The organism is Glaciecola sp. HA4-3 (assembly GCF_055693685.1).
In genome coordinates, this window is the sequence record NZ_CM146340.1 from 2,001,017 (window position 1) to 2,015,934 (window position 14,918).

Annotated in this window: 16 protein-coding genes and 1 pseudogene; 12 read left to right on the plus strand and 5 right to left on the minus strand. The window is 39.7% G+C overall.

All coding sequences use genetic code 11. The features are described 5' to 3' along the window. Window positions 1-70: 70 nt before the first annotated feature. Both ACZ1G6_RS09480 and ACZ1G6_RS09485 read right to left on the minus strand, forming a co-directional pair. Entirely contained in the window at window positions 71-1,144 is a 1,074-nt protein-coding gene (locus ACZ1G6_RS09480; protein ID WP_472616083.1) for an NADH:flavin oxidoreductase, read from the minus strand. Between the two features lie 44 nt (window positions 1,145-1,188). Next, window positions 1,189-1,950, minus strand: coding sequence for a TrmH family RNA methyltransferase (locus ACZ1G6_RS09485; RefSeq protein WP_472616084.1), 762 nt, complete (start codon window positions 1,948-1,950; stop codon window positions 1,189-1,191). 144 nt (window positions 1,951-2,094) lie between these two features. On the opposite strand from ACZ1G6_RS09485, the gene rlmE reads away from it, so the two are divergent. The 4 genes from rlmE to ACZ1G6_RS09505 all read left to right on the plus strand — a co-directional run bounded on the left by rlmE (window position 2,095) and on the right by ACZ1G6_RS09505 (window position 6,484). Further along, window positions 2,095-2,715 (plus strand): 23S rRNA (uridine(2552)-2'-O)-methyltransferase RlmE, encoded by a 621-nt coding sequence (gene rlmE / locus ACZ1G6_RS09490; RefSeq protein ID WP_472616085.1) that lies wholly within the window; start codon window positions 2,095-2,097, stop codon window positions 2,713-2,715. 268 nt (window positions 2,716-2,983) lie between these two features. Further along, window positions 2,984-3,796, plus strand: coding sequence for an ATP-binding cassette domain-containing protein (locus tag ACZ1G6_RS09495; RefSeq protein WP_472616086.1), 813 nt, complete (start codon window positions 2,984-2,986; stop codon window positions 3,794-3,796). Between the two features lie 38 nt (window positions 3,797-3,834). Further along, window positions 3,835-4,557 (plus strand): ATP-binding cassette domain-containing protein, encoded by a 723-nt coding sequence (locus ACZ1G6_RS09500; protein ID WP_472616087.1) that lies wholly within the window; start codon window positions 3,835-3,837, stop codon window positions 4,555-4,557. Window positions 4,558-4,921: 364 nt separating this feature from the next. After that, window positions 4,922-6,484 (plus strand): sodium/sugar symporter, encoded by a 1,563-nt coding sequence (locus ACZ1G6_RS09505; protein ID WP_472616088.1) that lies wholly within the window; start codon window positions 4,922-4,924, stop codon window positions 6,482-6,484. Window positions 6,485-6,490: 6 nt separating this feature from the next. Here the strand turns inward: ACZ1G6_RS09505 and ACZ1G6_RS09510 are convergent, their stop codons facing one another. Next, the gene (locus ACZ1G6_RS09510; RefSeq protein ID WP_472616089.1) at window positions 6,491-7,249 is read right to left on the minus strand and encodes an AraC family transcriptional regulator; all 759 of its coding nucleotides are present in this window, start codon (window positions 7,247-7,249) and stop codon (window positions 6,491-6,493) included. 156 nt (window positions 7,250-7,405) lie between these two features. Here ACZ1G6_RS09510 and ACZ1G6_RS09515 point away from each other — a divergent pair, with 156 nt between their 5' ends. From ACZ1G6_RS09515 to ACZ1G6_RS09550, 8 genes and pseudogenes are all read left to right on the plus strand, one after another. After that, window positions 7,406-8,518 (plus strand): Gfo/Idh/MocA family protein, encoded by a 1,113-nt coding sequence (locus ACZ1G6_RS09515; RefSeq protein WP_472616090.1) that lies wholly within the window; start codon window positions 7,406-7,408, stop codon window positions 8,516-8,518. A gap of 103 nt (window positions 8,519-8,621) precedes the next feature. Next, window positions 8,622-9,690 (plus strand): annotated as a pseudogene (locus ACZ1G6_RS09520) (sugar phosphate isomerase/epimerase family protein). After that, window positions 9,690-10,916 (plus strand): MFS transporter, encoded by a 1,227-nt coding sequence (locus ACZ1G6_RS09525; protein ID WP_472616091.1) that lies wholly within the window; start codon window positions 9,690-9,692, stop codon window positions 10,914-10,916. Before ACZ1G6_RS09520 ends, ACZ1G6_RS09525 begins: the two are co-directional and overlap by 1 nt. Then, complete coding sequence (locus ACZ1G6_RS09530) at window positions 10,913-11,509, plus strand: gluconate 2-dehydrogenase subunit 3 family protein (RefSeq protein ID WP_472616092.1); 597 nt, start codon at window positions 10,913-10,915, stop codon at window positions 11,507-11,509. Before ACZ1G6_RS09525 ends, ACZ1G6_RS09530 begins: the two co-directional genes overlap by 4 nt. 17 nt (window positions 11,510-11,526) lie before the next feature. Next, complete coding sequence (locus ACZ1G6_RS09535; RefSeq protein WP_472616093.1) at window positions 11,527-12,363, plus strand: hypothetical protein; 837 nt, start codon at window positions 11,527-11,529, stop codon at window positions 12,361-12,363. Further along, window positions 12,261-13,043 (plus strand): GMC family oxidoreductase N-terminal domain-containing protein, encoded by a 783-nt coding sequence (locus ACZ1G6_RS09540; RefSeq protein ID WP_472618966.1) that lies wholly within the window; start codon window positions 12,261-12,263, stop codon window positions 13,041-13,043. Before ACZ1G6_RS09535 ends, ACZ1G6_RS09540 begins: the two co-directional genes overlap by 103 nt. A 32-nt stretch (window positions 13,044-13,075) precedes the next feature. Then, window positions 13,076-13,264, plus strand: a complete 189-nt coding sequence (locus ACZ1G6_RS09545; protein ID WP_472616094.1) for a GMC oxidoreductase — start codon at window positions 13,076-13,078, stop codon at window positions 13,262-13,264. A gap of 31 nt (window positions 13,265-13,295) precedes the next feature. Further along, complete coding sequence (locus tag ACZ1G6_RS09550) at window positions 13,296-14,135, plus strand: sugar phosphate isomerase/epimerase family protein (RefSeq protein ID WP_472616095.1); 840 nt, start codon at window positions 13,296-13,298, stop codon at window positions 14,133-14,135. A 41-nt stretch (window positions 14,136-14,176) separates the two neighbouring features. On the opposite strand, the gene ACZ1G6_RS09555 is transcribed toward ACZ1G6_RS09550, so the two are convergent. Then, on the minus strand, window positions 14,177-14,761 hold the full coding sequence (locus tag ACZ1G6_RS09555) for a DUF6445 family protein (RefSeq protein ID WP_472616096.1): 585 nt from the start codon (window positions 14,759-14,761) through the stop codon (window positions 14,177-14,179). Continuing rightward, window positions 14,679-14,903, minus strand: a complete 225-nt coding sequence (locus tag ACZ1G6_RS09560; protein ID WP_472618967.1) for a DUF6445 family protein — start codon at window positions 14,901-14,903, stop codon at window positions 14,679-14,681. The genes ACZ1G6_RS09555 and ACZ1G6_RS09560 overlap by 83 nt, the downstream gene beginning before the upstream one ends. Window positions 14,904-14,918 lie beyond the last annotated feature (15 nt).

The following is a 14,918-nucleotide window of genomic DNA, read 5'->3' on the forward strand; positions in this document are numbered from 1 at the left end:
CCTGTCTTATTTATGCTTTTTATTAATGCTTAGTATAGTCAGTTTCAGCGACAATAATCAATTCATAGCATCAAGCTACAAACCCATCCCAGCGCGACATATACTCGATGAAGGTATCACTTAAACCTTCTTGCGCTAAATGCGCTTTTGATGCAGGTAAAGCTATTGGTTCAAATGTGGGATTTTCGATAACTCGACGAGGAAAGTCATGATGTAGGATACCCGCTCTGCCAATTGTGACAAAATCTACCCCTGCACCCAGCACCGTTTTTACATCGGCCGCACTGTTAATCTTGCCTGCCACTGTCAGTTTCACGTCTTTTAAATTTAATTGAGTGCAATGCTCTAATAGAGTCATATTCTGATGTTCTGGTTCATTAGCTTGTTTAAATACATCCCACAATGACAAATCCAAAAAGTCTATATCATGTTCATCTATCAGTATTTGACTTAGTGTTTTAATTTCACTTAATAGCATACCAAAGCGTTCAGGGGATAAGCGCACCCCTAATAAAAATTGCGGGCCGCAGGCTGTTCTAATTCCTTTTAAAATTTCAAATAGCAAACGCGCTCTATTTTCCAAAGAGCCGCCGTATTTATCCGTTCGTTGGTTGATCTCACTGCTTAAAAACTGTGCAACAATATAGCCATGAGCGCCATGTACCTCTGCCCCATCATAGCCGCTTTGTTTCGCCCGAATAGCCGCGTTAATAAAGTCATCACGCAATTGCTCTACTTCCTGCAAACTTAATCCACGCGCATTATGTTTTTCTATATCAGATGGGCACAAAGCTTGTCCGTCTATTTGATCTGCAGGTGAACGCATACCTGCATGATGAAGTTGAATAATCGCAAGGCTTCCATACGACTTTATAGCCGATGCTAGGCGTATGAGACCCTCTTTGTGTATGTCATCAAAAATACCAAGTTGGCCAGCAAAGCCCTTTCCAATAGCTTGAACATGTGATGCGCATGTCATTGTCATACCAAATCCACCTTTAGCCCTCATAGTTAACCAATTGAACTCATCTTGTGATAAACGACCATCATCATAACTTTGCGAGTTTGTCAAAGGCGCTAACATAAATCGGTTTGGCATGGTTACACCATTTTTAAAGCTCACGGGTTCATTTAAATACAGCATGTAAGGTGTTCCTGATTAATTAAAGATGTTTAAGTAGATTGGTTTTAGAGCGACAGTTGGTAAAGGCATATATTAACTGCACTTGCGACATTTAAAGAGTCAATCTTACCGCTGCCGTTTATTGTGTATGCATGTGCGTCAAACATATCTAAAGCTGCTTTAGGTACACCTTGAGCTTCATTGCCAAACAAATAACACTGATAGGATGAAAAATCATCACGATTAATACTAGCACCTTGCATATCAAGATACGCAAAGGTCGAAAATCGTTGGTGTAAATCGGTTAATGTTACTGCGTGTTCGATTGCGACATGAAAAATTGCTCCCATGCTCGACCGCACCACTTTGGGGTTATATGGGTCCACACAATTTGGGCTTAAAAGTAGCGAAAAGTCGCCAAACCACGCCAATGTCCGTAAAATTGTACCTAAATTACCTGGATCTTGTATTTCATGTAGGTAAACATATTTATGCGTTTTGCCTTCACTTTTGATGTGTGTATTATGCTCATCAGTGCGCTGATTAGTTAAAAATGGAACAACAGCCACAATACCTTGAGGACTTTTTGTGTCACTTATTTCACTCATTTGTTTTGAAGTTATCACATTGACTGTGAATACAGGATGCAGACCTCTAGCCCATGTTTCGTGTTCACTAGTAACATAAATATCGATACGGTTTATAGTAGCGGAGCTGGCGATAAACTTTTGTAATTCAAGCACCAAATGCTCACCTTCCACCAAAAAACAGTCAAATTGATTTCGATACTTTTTTTGCTTTAGTTTTTTTACATCATCGAACTTCATGTTTATATTTCACCGCCAAATTAAATCCCGACAAAGTGTACTCTCAAAAGTAGTTTAAGTCAGTTTATATGGACTTAAATCTTGGATTAGAAGCTTATCGAATATACAATATCACTACTTTGTATATACAAGACTTAATTGCTTATGGCGCGCTCAAAAACAAGTAAAAAATGGCTCGACGAACACGTCAATGACCCCTACGTCAAAAAAGCAAAAGCGGATGGCTATCGTTCTCGTGCTAGCTATAAGCTAATTGAAATCAACGAAAAAGATAAGCTTTATGCACCTTCACAAGTAGTGATGGACCTTGGATCTGCACCGGGTGGTTGGTCACAAATCGTTGCGCCTGTTGTTGGCGACAAAGGCACCTTAATTTCCTCTGACATTTTAGATATGGACGGTATCGCTGGTGCAACCTTTATTAAAGGCGACTTTACCGAAGAATCGGTTTATCACCAAATATTAGAAGCGTTAGATGGGAAACAGGTTGATACTGTTTTGTCTGATATGGCACCTAACATGAGCGGAGTCAACACAACTGACCAATACTCTTCTATGTATTTAGTTGAATTAGCCTTAGATATGGCTAGAAATGTACTTAAAACGAATGGCAAAATGTGTGTAAAAGTATTCCAAGGTGTTGGCTATGAAGATTATATAAAAGACGTAAGGCAGTCTTTTAATAAAGTGATTATTCGAAAACCTGCAGCTTCTAGACCTCGCTCTAGAGAGGTCTATATTGTTGCAAGCGGCTTTAAAGGATAATTTTCGTATTAGCGTACTGATTAACATCATTTGACCATCTGTTTTTTTATGTCATACTTATTCCACTAAATTCCACGGAGCGTTGATGTCATGAATAACTAAACCTGTTACCTAATTTAACTTATAAATTTGGCTATGCAGTTTAGTAAAACATGTCATGAATGCGACATTTCTAATATCGTTTAATATTATCAATATCTATCGCTGATAGTATTTTGTATATCCGTTCTTTGATTGTTTTATTTTCCTGCATCACAGGACAAAAATCATGTCCATTATTCATGCTCAACGACTGAGTTATCAATTTGAAACTGGCGAGTATTTATTCAAAAATATCTCGTTTACCATACATAAAAAACGCATTGGACTAGTGGGTAGCAATGGCTGTGGTAAATCCACGCTTGCCGCAATCATAGCAGAAACGATAAACGCCAGTGAGGGGGTTATTTGCGTTAACGATGAAGTGTGTCTTGTGACGCAACACCATAATAACGATGAGGTTTGTTCACTAACTATCGCCCAATTTTTGGGCATAGATAAAATTATTGCTGCGATTAGTGATATTGAGCAGGGTGATTGCTCAAGCGACAAATTTGATGTAGTCAATGAACAGTGGGACATTCCCCAAAAATACAGCGCAATAATGAAAGATTTAGATTTACCTTTTAACCTGCATTACCCTTGCTCAAACTTAAGTGGCGGACAACTTAACATATTGAGGCTATGGCATGCATTTGATCAAAACCCACCAATATTGATTTTGGATGAACCATCTAACCATTTAGACGCTAATGCTAGAGCTTGGTTGCAAACTCAAATTGATGCATTTGAAGGCCATATTGTGCTGGTGAGTCATGACCGAGCACTGCTAAATAGAATGCAAGAAATATGGGAGTTAAGTAAGTCTGCAGTAGCTGTCTTTGGTGGTAACTATCAACACTACATTAGACAAAAACGTACCGAACAAGAAGCAATTGAGCGGCGCATTAATTCAGTCAAAAAACAACAATCACAGCTAAAGCAGCAAGAACAAAAACAACATGAAAAAGCTGAAAAAAAGCAGGGCAAGGTAAACGCTTAGCTAAATCAGGAAGCCAAGCGAAGGTCATACTCGGCGCGATGAAAAATAGAGCAAGTGCGACTTTACAAGGTAAAAAACGTCATCAAACTACTAAAGAAGCATTACTTACTGAAAAAGTTGAGCATTTGAATAAACAAAAGACCCAAGAAGTTTGCCATCAATTTAGTATTGATGATACTCAGCACAAACAAACAAGCATATTTAATATGAGTGATGCGGTGCTTAAGTACGGGCCATCAGCTTCTTTTTCTTTGCAAGTGTTTACAAACGACTATATTCATGTGACAGGAAAAAATGGTAGTGGAAAATCGACTTTATTAAAAACTATGCATGGTCAATTCCCCTTAATATCAGGCAGTATGAGCAAAAATCTCAAAACCGTGTATTTAGACCAACACTTTAGTAATATCGATAATTCTAAATCTACACTCGACAACTTACTTGATTGTTGCAAAAGCCTAACAAGTAGCAATGCAAGAACCTTGTTAGCAAAAATAGGCTTCGCAAAAGAGCGCGTATTTTTGTGTGCTAAACACTTAAGTGGGGGTGAAAAAATGAAGCTTGCAATTCTGATGATTAACCATCAAAAAACCGGGGCTTTGCTCTTGTTAGACGAACCGGATAATCATCTAGACATCGAATCAAAAAATCTTTTGGCGCAAACTTTACGCTCATATCAAGGTGCATTTTTACTAGTCAGTCATGATGAATTTTTTATCAGCGATGTCGGAATTAACAAAGAATTCAAAATGCAAATATAATATTCAAGTTATTGTTTTTATTTATTTTTAAATCTAAAGAGTTCAATAAAATATAGCTTATTTACACATATAATTTGCGCACATAATCACTTATATTTTTAGGGGCTATCATGTCGTTTTCCCCTAAAAATATTTATCAAATAAAACCATTAACATTTTTTGTAAACGTGTTATTTTAAAAAAAGATGCTAAAAACGACATACTTATTTTTTCAAATTACCCTCAACGATTAATCAATTATCGGCAGTATTTTTAAGTCAAATTGACACTTCCAATCGTTTCTTCATTCGGGCAAGTTTTATGTTTTTTACAATCAACTTTTCACAACACCAGTAAACACACTACAAAAATAAGAGAGAAAGATATGTTGCTACATAAAATAGATATAGGCGTGTTTATCGTCTATGTAATTGCGCTAATTTCGATTGCACTTTGGGTATCAAGGGTTGAAAAAACACATGAACGAGATACCAAAGACTATTTTTTAGCAGGTAAATCTTTACCTTGGTGGGCGCTTGGCGCATCACTCATTGCATCTAATATCTCTGCTGAACAAATTATTGGTATGTCAGGGTCAGGATATGCCTTGGGTCTAGCAATTGCTTCATATGAGTGGATGGCAGCGTTAAGCTTGTTAATTGTTGGTAAATACCTCTTACCAATATTTTTAAAAAATAACATTTACACAATGCCGCAGTATCTTCAACAACGCTATGATACTCGAGTCAAAATTACCTTAGCCACTTTTTGGTTGGGCGTCTATATATTCGTAAATCTTACCGCCGTGTTGTGGCTTGGGGGTTTAGCGATTGAAACGGTCACTGGTATTGATTGGTTAACTGGCATGATATTCCTTGCGCTCTTTTCACTCGCCTACTCTTTGTATGGTGGACTAAAGGCTGTGGCATACACCGATATTTTGCAAGTTGTCTTGTTGGTATTTGGCGGTTTATTTTTAAGTTATCTCGCCTTAAACCAAGTGTCTGGTGGCGAAGGATTTGTAAAAGGCTTTGTCATACTAACACAAGAGGTCCCTACTCATTTCGATATGATCCTTAGTCGTGAAAACGAACATTATTCAAGCTTGCCTGTAATATCAGTATTAATTGGCGGCTTGTGGATCATGAACCTAAGTTACTGGGGTTTTAATCAATACATTATTCAAAGAGCCTTAGCAGCACAAAGCCTGCAAGAAGCCCAAAAAGGGATCGCGTTTGCTGCATATTTGAAATTATTAATGCCTATCATTGTGGTACTTCCTAGCATTGCAGCGGTTTATCTGTACCCCACGCTTTCAGCGCCTGATCAAGCTTATCCAACCATGATGAGTCTTATGCCCGTTGGCATTAAAGGTCTAGTATTCGCTGCATTAGTCGCAGCGATAGTATCGTCATTAGCCTCTATGACTAACAGTATTGCAACCATTTTTACAATGGATATCTATAAGCATTTTAGTCCGGCAAAAAGCGAACGCCATTATTTGATCACAGGCAGAATAACAACGGTTACTGCATTATTATTAGCGCTTTTCACAGCCCAGCCTTTGTTAGGTAAGTTTGACCAAGCCTTTCAATACATTCAAGAATTTACGGCTTTCTTTACGCCAGGAATCGTGGTGATTTTTCTAACTGGGATGTTCTACAAAAAAACCACTTCAAATGGTGCGCTCGCCGCAGCGATTGGTTCGGCAGTGTTTTCGTTTGGTTTTTATCAGCTTTGGCCTAGCTTGCCATTTATGGACAGAGTGAGTTTTGTCTTTTTGATGTGCCTTGCCTTAAGTTTGATCGTGTCGCATTTAAAAGCTAGTCCTGAAAGCACCGATACTACCACTAAGCAACCAGTGAGTTTTAAGACTAATTCGGGGTTTAATATCGCTTCATGCTGTTGTGTTATTATACTAGCGGCACTTTACACCGTATGGTGGTAATAGTAATTAAAGATCTTTTTGTTTGGGGGCATATTGCTCCCTTAATGCTGAAGGCATTAAACCAAACTGCGATTTAAACTGCTTACTGAAGTAACTGTGCTCGGTATAACCGCACTCATAGGCCACTTCTAATATTGGCAAATTTGTCTCAATGAGTAAACGTCTAGCGTTTTCTAGGCGTATCTTATTGATGAATTGATTAGGGGTTTTACCCAAATGCCGCTTGAATCTCCGCTCAAGCGCACTAATTGATAAACATGCCAATTCAGCCAACTGCTCAATGGTAATTGCTTGAGCATAATTTTTTCGAATATAGTCAACGGGCACACGCACAGGTTCTATTCTTGAAAGGCTTTGGGCTGATTGGTCAAGGTAATAACTAAAGCCATAGCTTCCGACCAACTCGTTTTGACGATTCTTAATGGGACGCTTAGACGTTGAAAACCAACCAAATTCACCATTTCCCAAGTGGTTAATTTCAAGTCTGTCGGACACCAATTCTCCCTTCATGACTTTTTGATCATCCATGATAAATTGGCGGGCAATGTGTGGAGGTGAAATGGTAAAGTCATCAGATCCAATTAAACGTTGCCGCGACAAGCCCGTATGGTCAATAAACTTTTGGTTCACATGTAAAAACTTTGATTCTAAGTCTTTAATCCAAAATAAGGTATTGGGTAAAAGATCAAACATTTTGATGATTTCATGCGCCCCTATTTCCGACAACAAGACATCTACATCAGCATGGTTTTCAACACTTTGCATTGACTATCCTCATTGCTTACTAAATATCACAAGCCACCTTGGCGCTGATTTTATCATAGCAAAAACCGAATTTACACTAACAAAAGGAAGCAATTTACCCAATAATAGTTACAATAAATTAACATAATGCATTTTCAAATTTGTGGTTGTAGCAATATGACAAGTCATAAAAAAATAAGAATGGGAATGGTTGGTGGCGGCGAAGGATCATTTATCGGTAAGGTCCATCGTCATGCAGCAGCCCTCGATGGCGACATAGAGCTAGTATGTGGTGCGTTTAGCAGCGATGCTCAAAGAAGCGAAAGCTCTGGCATGAGTTTATACCTTCCTAAAACACGTTGCTATGCAAACTTAAATGAAATGTTAAAAGCTGAAGCGCAGTTACCTGAACATGAAAGAATGCAGTTCTTATCTATTGTAACGCCGAATCATTTACATTTTGGTGCTACTATGGACGCCTTGAGTGCTGGTTTTCATGTTCTTAGCGATAAACCCGCCACTTTGAGCCTTGAAGAAGCCCTCACTCTGAAAGAAAAAATACACGAAACTGGATTACTTTATGGTCTCACACATACGTATTTAGGCTACCCAATGGTGCAAAGAGCTAGGGAACTGGTGGCACAAAATCATCTTGGTAAGGTTCGTAAAGTCATCGCTGAATATTCACAAGGTTGGCTCGCCAACACTGAGGATGAAACAAGCAAGCAAGCAAGTTGGCGTTTAGATCCGGCGCAGGCTGGAATTAGTTGCTGCATGGCTGATATTGGTGTGCACGCTGCTAACTTGGTTGAATTTATTAGTGGACAAGCCATGGTATCTTTGTGTGCTGATTTAGGTTCGGTGGTCAACAATCGCGTGTTGGATGACGATGGCACTGTATTTTTTAAATTAAGTAACCAAGCACGTGGGACACTCCTTGCTAGCCAAATCGCGATAGGAGAGGAAAACAACTTATCGATAAGAATTTACGGTGAAAAAGCAAGCCTTCACTGGCGACAAGAAGAACCCAATACATTGGCGATTAAGTATCACGACAAAAGTACTCGACTAGAGCGCACTGGCGTCGGTCAATTTTCAGATAGCATAATGAGTTCAATTCGCATTCCAGCTGGACATCCAGAGGGTTACATTGAGGCATTTGCTAATTTATACACCACCTTTGCACAACACATAAAGTTCGCTAATGCTAAGGGTCAACCTGATAAATTAGGGTATATGCCTTGTGCATCGACGATGCTGTTAGGGGGATGGCGTTTATCGAAAACGTAGTAGCGTCCCATCGCTCACAAAACAAATGGCATACCTTTATTACTACACACTCGCCGCTTAAGAGTGATAGTTCACTCCATTCTTAGTTAAGGAATACTGCATAATGAAGCAAATCAAAGGGCCTTAGTATTTTTCTTGCCCAATTTATTGAAGACAAAGCGCCTTTTAATACCTTGCCTAACTTGTGTAAATGGGTCAGTAGCCTTGGTTATAAAGCGATACAAATTCCCACTTGGGATTCACGCTTAATAGATTTATCGCTGGCAGCACAAAGTAAAACATATTGTGATGAACTTGCCGGTATTGCGGCAGAAAATGGACTGGTCATCTCTGAATTATCAACACATTTACAAGGTCAGTTAATGGCCGTTCATCCAGCATATAACGAGTCGTTTGATAGCTTTGCTCCGCCAGAAGTTAAAAATAATAGTCAAGGTAGAACGCAATGGGCAAAGCAGCAAATGTTAGATGCTGCAAAAGCGAGTCAACATTTGGGTTTACAATCCCATGCTACCTTTTCAGGAGCCTTAATGTGGCACACTGTTTATCCTTGGCCACAGCGACCAAAAGGATTAGTTGAAGAAGGGTTTGCTGAGCTTGCGAAGCGTTGGCTACCCATATTAAATGCCTTTGATGATGCTGGAGCGGATGTTTGCTTTGAATTGCATCCAGGAGAGGATCTTCATGATGGTATTACATTTGAGCGCTTTTTAGCATCTTGTGATAATCATCCTCGCGCAAATATACTTTATGACCCAAGCCACTTCCTACTGCAACAACTCGACTACCTTGCCTTCATTGATATCTATCATGAGCGCATAAAAGCATTTCACGTAAAAGATGCAGAGTTTAGGCCTAATGGTAGAGCGGGCGTATATGGCGGTTATAGTGATTGGATTGATCGTCCAGGTCGTTTCCGCTCATTAGGCGATGGACAAGTAGACTTCACACAGGTCTTTTCAAAGTTAACACAATATGGTTTTGATGGATGGGCAATATTGGAATGGGAGTGTTGCTTAAAGCACCCTGAAGTAGGCGCTACAGAGGGCGCTCCATTTATTCAAAAACACTTGATACAACCTGCTGAGCGGGCCTTTGATGACTTTGCAGGCGCAGAGCAAGACGAAAACCTAAATCGTCGAATCCTTGGACTAGATGGAGATTCACAATAATGAATAATGAAAATTTAGCAAAACGGGTGTTTATCCTAAGTTGTATTGCTTTAACAGTGACATCAATGACATTTGCCATCAGAGCGGGGATTTTAGGTGATTTGAGTGAGCAATATGGGCTATCGGCCACAAAGTTGGGTTGGATTAACTCAATGGCATTTTTAGGCTTTCCACTAGCAACAATGTTTGGTGGCATCTTATATAACGCGTTTGGTGCCAAAAAATTGTTAGTTGCTGCATTTATTTGCCACATGCTTGGGCTGATTTTAACCATTTATGCAGACGGCTTTTGGTTATTGATTATTTCAACTTTTTTGGTCGGCTTTGCCAATGGTTCAGTAGAAGCAGGCTGTAATCCGCTTATTGCAGAAACATATAAAGACAACAAAACTACCATGCTAAATAAATTTCACGTGTGGTTTCCCGGCGGTTTAGTTATCGGTGCGCTTGTGTCTTCGGGCTTATCTTCATTGTCTATTGGATGGGAAGTACAAGTTGGCGTTATTCTACTACCGACTTTGCTGTATGGTTATATGCTCTTTACAACAGACTTCCCGCAAATGGAGTCACATACTCACTCTACGATACTTAACTTTAAACACTTATTTACGCCTTTGTATATATTTTTAGTGCTTTGCATGACATTAACTGCGACCACAGAACTAGGTACACAACAGTGGATTGAAGGTATTTTAGGTGCATCTGGAGCAACGCCGATGTTGGTGCTTGCGCTTATTACAGGCATCATGGCGGTTGGGCGCTATTTTGCAGGCCCTATTGTGCATTCCCTAAATCCAGCTGGTGTATTAGTGTTTTCAGCGTGTTTTTCTACCTTAGGTATTTACCTAATGAGCACTGTTAGCGGACCAATGGTATATCTAGCAGCAATTTGCTTTGCTTTAGGAGTAACGTATTTTTGGCCCACCATGCTTGGTTGCGTCAGCGAGTATTTACCTAAAACGGGAGCCTTGGGGCTATCGATGATGGGTGGAGCTGGTATGTTAGCGGTTAGCATGTGGAATCCCGCTATAGGCTCTTGGATTGATAATGCTGCTAATGAAGCAAAAGCGTTAAACATGTCGGCAAATGAAGCACAAATTGCTGCAGGCCAAGCCGTATTAGAGAACTTAATTGTATTTCCTATAGTCCTAATAGTAGCTTTTACTGGCCTTTATTGGTATCTCAATAAACGTCATAACCTATCGACGCAGGAAAATCCCTCATGAGCAAAAAGAGTGAATTAACAAGAAGAGATTTTTTATACAAAGCGCGAGATGCTGCAATTGCAACAACCGCAATTACTTGGCTAACGACATCTCATATAGCTAGTGCAGCTTCCTTTGTGACTAGCAAAAATGTTGATGGAAAGCTGTTTAATCGCAAAGAGCTTTTGACCCTAAAAGCTATTGCTCAAACCATTATTCCAAAGACAGATAGTCCAGGTGCAGGTGATGCAGATTGCCATCTTTTTATCGATCATCAATTAAGTGTTTGCCATTCTAAAGATGAACAGCAGGCTATAAAAGACATCGTGCAAACCATTATGAAACGCAGTCAAACTGATTACGATGGTGAATATATTAATTTAAGTCCATCACAAAAAGAGACCCTTTTGGTCTTATTAGAAAAACAAGACGGATATAGTGAAACCCAAAGGCAACAATTTGGCTTTCTTAAGCAATTAATTGTGTTTGGCTATTTTACTAGTCAAGAAGGAGCAACTCTTGCGCTTAATTATGTGGCAGTACTAGGCCCATATAAGGGCTCTATCCCTGCGGACGAGAATACAAAAGCCTATGGCGCGCTTGCGTACTATTGAGATACGGACAAAATATTATGCAAATTGAAGATTTATTTATTGAAAAAAGTGATGAAGTGTTCGATGTCATTGTTGTTGGCAGCGGTATTACCGGTGGTTGGGCAGCTAAAGAGTTCACTGAACGCGGCTTTAAGACGCTAATGGTTGAACGCGGCCGCAAAGTCATTCATCGCCAAGATTACCCAACAGAAGGAAAAGGGCCTTGGACGTTTGCAAACCGCACCAAAGTAGACGCAAAAGAGGTCGAAGAAAACTATCAAGTTCAGCGTAAATGCTATGCGTTTAGCGAACAAACCAAGCACTTTTTTGGCAACGATAAAGACTTGCCCTATACCACCGAACAAGGCACAGGCTTTGATTGGATACGAGGCAATCAACTAGGGGGTAAATCCCTTACATGGCATAGACAATCATACCGCATGAGCGAATATGATTTTAATGCAAATAAAGCTGATGGTCAGGGTACTGATTGGCCGATTCGATATAAAGATCTTGATAAATGGTATAGCCATGTCGAGAAATTTGCAGGCATCTCTGGTGGAAAAGAAAACCTTCCTCAGTTACCTGACGGTGAGCACCTTCCCCCTTTTGAAATGAATAGCCCAGAAAAAGCGATACAAGCGAAAATGGCTGATTTGTTTCCTGAAAGACCCCTAATTATTGGCCGATGTGCACATTTATCAAAGCCTGAACCTCATCACATGGCACAAGGCAGAATTCAATGTCAAACGCGCAATGAATGTCAAAAAGGATGTTCTTTCGGCGCTTTTTTTCAACACAAAGCTCAACGCTGCCTGCTGCAGCTAAAACAAATAAGCTCTCTATTGCCACCGACAGTGTGGTGCATAGCGTAATATACGACCATACTAAAAATAGAGTCACCGGCATTCGCGTGATTGATGCTAACACTAAAGAGCAACATGAATACAAAGCAAACATGGTATTTATGTGCGCATCTACGCTAGGCTCAACGCAAGTTTTATTGAATTCAACCAGTAAACATTTTCCAAATGGATTAGCTAATTCTTCTGGCGTATTAGGTCATTATTTAATGGACCACTGCTTCAATGCCAGAGGCGGCGGAATGATAGAAGGCTTTGAGGATGAAATAGACTATGGCCGCAGGCCAACGGGTGTTTATATCCCTAATTTTCAATTTGAACCTAAGCGATATAAAAAGAACTATTTACGCGGTTACTCGCTTGGTGGCGGCGCATCCAGAGGAGGCTGGCAAGGTCGAGCAAATGAACAAGGTATTGGTGTTAATTATAAAGAAGCCATTACCAAACTAGGACCATGGCATGTGCATTTTTATGCCCAAGGCGAAATGCTGCCTAAATTTGAAAACATGGTTTCGTTAAACAACGATAAAAAGGACGCCTGTGGAATTCCTCAGTTACATTTTAACTGTCAATGGTCTGACAATGAGCGTCTGATGATGGCGGATGCTGAGATGGAAATCCGGAATATGCTTGAAAAACTAGGCACTAAGCATATTTACACATCTAATACGATAGAGCATGCTTCACTATAGGTATTGCCATACATGAAGTTGGTACTGCGCGTATGGGTAAAGATCCTAAAACATCAGTATTAAATGGTTTTAACCAAAGCCATGATATTCCCAATTTATTTGTCACCGATGGCGCTTCATATTGTTCAATTGCAACAGTGAATCCATCACTCACCTTTATGGCGCTTACCGCAAGAGCGGTCGATTTTGCGGCTAATGAAGTCAAAAATAAACGAATATAAAACAATAGAATCAAACTAAAAGGATATTGCAATGCAACTGGATATTAAAAAAGCGCTATGCTGCTTTGCTTTAGGTATCGCCATAAGTGCAAACAGCTTGGCTCACGAATATGGTTTACAGCTACATAGCATGCGTTACCAAATGGAAGAGGACTTGCCAAATGCATTTTCTCAAGTCAATTCTTGGGGTATCCAAAGTGTTGAAGGAGGCGGTAAGCTCTATGGGCGTTCAGTCAATGAGTTTAAGGCTTTGTTGGACAAACATCAGCTAGATATCGTTAGCGTTGATTCAAGCTTTGAGGAAGTGCGAGATAATCCAATGGCTGCTGTTTATAAGGCTCAAGTATACGGCGCGCGTTATGCAACGGTGTATTGGATCCCGCACGAATTTGGCCAACCCTTCACTCTTGAACATGCAAAACAAGCTGTTGAGGTATTCAATCAGGCAGGCAAGATACTCAAACAAAATGGTATTACACTGCAGTATCATCCACATGGTTATGAATTTCAGCCCTTAGGTGAAGGTACAATCTTAGATTATATGCTTGAAAATATTACTGAAGCTAGCTTTCAAATGGATGTATTTTGGATCAAACAAGGTGGTGGCAATCCGCTTGAAATATTGAAAAAATATGAAGGCAAGTTTACGTCTTTGCACCTTAAAGATAGGCGCAAAGGTAGCCCAAATAGCACAAACGGAGCAGCTGATGTTGAAACAAATGTTGTTTTAGGTACAGGTGATGTAGGAATTGAAACCTTAGTCGCCGAAGCCAAAGCGCAAGGAATAAAATATTTCTTTTTAGAAGATGAATCTTCGCGTGTATTGCAACAAATTCCAAAAAGTTTAGCTTTTCTCAAATCCCTAGACTAGCGTGAGAAGCGCTTGTAAGTAATTCTTGCAAGCGCATTTTTTTATGTATATTCAATAAATACATTTGCTGTTAACCGCCCTTTCCTAGGATCATCATTAATATCGGTCTGTTCATTCACCAAAATAGAATGAAGCAAATTTCCCGGATATATCACCATTCGGTTTGCTTTGTATTCAACTTCATCAAATATTTCATAATGGTCATTTGATTGCGTAAAATACTGACTTTTAGGCTCACCATTTTTCTTCATGTACTGCTCGACACCATCAAAATATTCATGTTGTCTTTGGGCCGTGATGCGCTCAAATCCGGTAGGTTTATGCCTAAAAAACGCAGTGCTACCGTGTGTACTATCATTAAGGTAGTGCAAGGCAGCAAAATAAAATGGTCTGGGCGTGTCAAAATGGGGACCACGTTGACCCACCTTGAGATCTTGTGGTGATTTAGATATTAGTGAGAATGCATAGATGCAAGGCTTTAAGCTTAAGTTCGGTGGCACTGAGAATACTTTGCACATTAATTGGTTAATGGGTGAAATCGCATCAACTACATAGCGAGTAGGCAAACTTGCTCTGACGCCTTGGATACATTGTTTTTTGCGCGTTGACCATACTAAATCGTGCATTTTCGTATGCAAATGTTTTTATATCATCGATTGAAATAGCAAAGTCATCGATAACAATGATAGGCGTTTTTTCCTTACCAATATATCTCACATTTATATTGGCTTGCGGATTTATTTTAAGGCCCGGTCCACTTGGTTGCATACTCACATCACACTC

What these genes read in the sequence shown, in the direction of transcription:
- ACZ1G6_RS09480 (WP_472616083.1), bottom strand. Translation starts at nt 1,144, where the DNA reads ATGCTGTATTTAAATGAACCCGTGAGCTTTAAAAATGGTGTAACCATG.
- ACZ1G6_RS09485 (WP_472616084.1), bottom strand. Translation starts at nt 1,950, where the DNA reads ATGAAGTTCGATGATGTAAAAAAACTAAAGCAAAAAAAGTATCGAAAT.
- rlmE (WP_472616085.1), top strand. Translation starts at nt 2,095, where the DNA reads ATGGCGCGCTCAAAAACAAGTAAAAAATGGCTCGACGAACACGTCAAT.
- ACZ1G6_RS09495 (WP_472616086.1), top strand. Translation starts at nt 2,984, where the DNA reads ATGTCCATTATTCATGCTCAACGACTGAGTTATCAATTTGAAACTGGC.
- ACZ1G6_RS09500 (WP_472616087.1), top strand. Translation starts at nt 3,835, where the DNA reads ATGAAAAATAGAGCAAGTGCGACTTTACAAGGTAAAAAACGTCATCAA.
- ACZ1G6_RS09505 (WP_472616088.1), top strand. Translation starts at nt 4,922, where the DNA reads ATGTTGCTACATAAAATAGATATAGGCGTGTTTATCGTCTATGTAATT.
- ACZ1G6_RS09510 (WP_472616089.1), bottom strand. Translation starts at nt 7,249, where the DNA reads ATGCAAAGTGTTGAAAACCATGCTGATGTAGATGTCTTGTTGTCGGAA.
- ACZ1G6_RS09515 (WP_472616090.1), top strand. Translation starts at nt 7,406, where the DNA reads ATGACAAGTCATAAAAAAATAAGAATGGGAATGGTTGGTGGCGGCGAA.
- ACZ1G6_RS09525 (WP_472616091.1), top strand. Translation starts at nt 9,690, where the DNA reads ATGAATAATGAAAATTTAGCAAAACGGGTGTTTATCCTAAGTTGTATT.
- ACZ1G6_RS09530 (WP_472616092.1), top strand. Translation starts at nt 10,913, where the DNA reads ATGAGCAAAAAGAGTGAATTAACAAGAAGAGATTTTTTATACAAAGCG.
- ACZ1G6_RS09535 (WP_472616093.1), top strand. Translation starts at nt 11,527, where the DNA reads ATGCAAATTGAAGATTTATTTATTGAAAAAAGTGATGAAGTGTTCGAT.
- ACZ1G6_RS09540 (WP_472618966.1), top strand. Translation starts at nt 12,261, where the DNA reads ATGTTCTTTCGGCGCTTTTTTTCAACACAAAGCTCAACGCTGCCTGCT.
- ACZ1G6_RS09545 (WP_472616094.1), top strand. Translation starts at nt 13,076, where the DNA reads ATGGGTAAAGATCCTAAAACATCAGTATTAAATGGTTTTAACCAAAGC.
- ACZ1G6_RS09550 (WP_472616095.1), top strand. Translation starts at nt 13,296, where the DNA reads ATGCAACTGGATATTAAAAAAGCGCTATGCTGCTTTGCTTTAGGTATC.
- ACZ1G6_RS09555 (WP_472616096.1), bottom strand. Translation starts at nt 14,761, where the DNA reads ATGCACGATTTAGTATGGTCAACGCGCAAAAAACAATGTATCCAAGGC.
- ACZ1G6_RS09560 (WP_472618967.1), bottom strand. Translation starts at nt 14,903, where the DNA reads ATGCAACCAAGTGGACCGGGCCTTAAAATAAATCCGCAAGCCAATATA.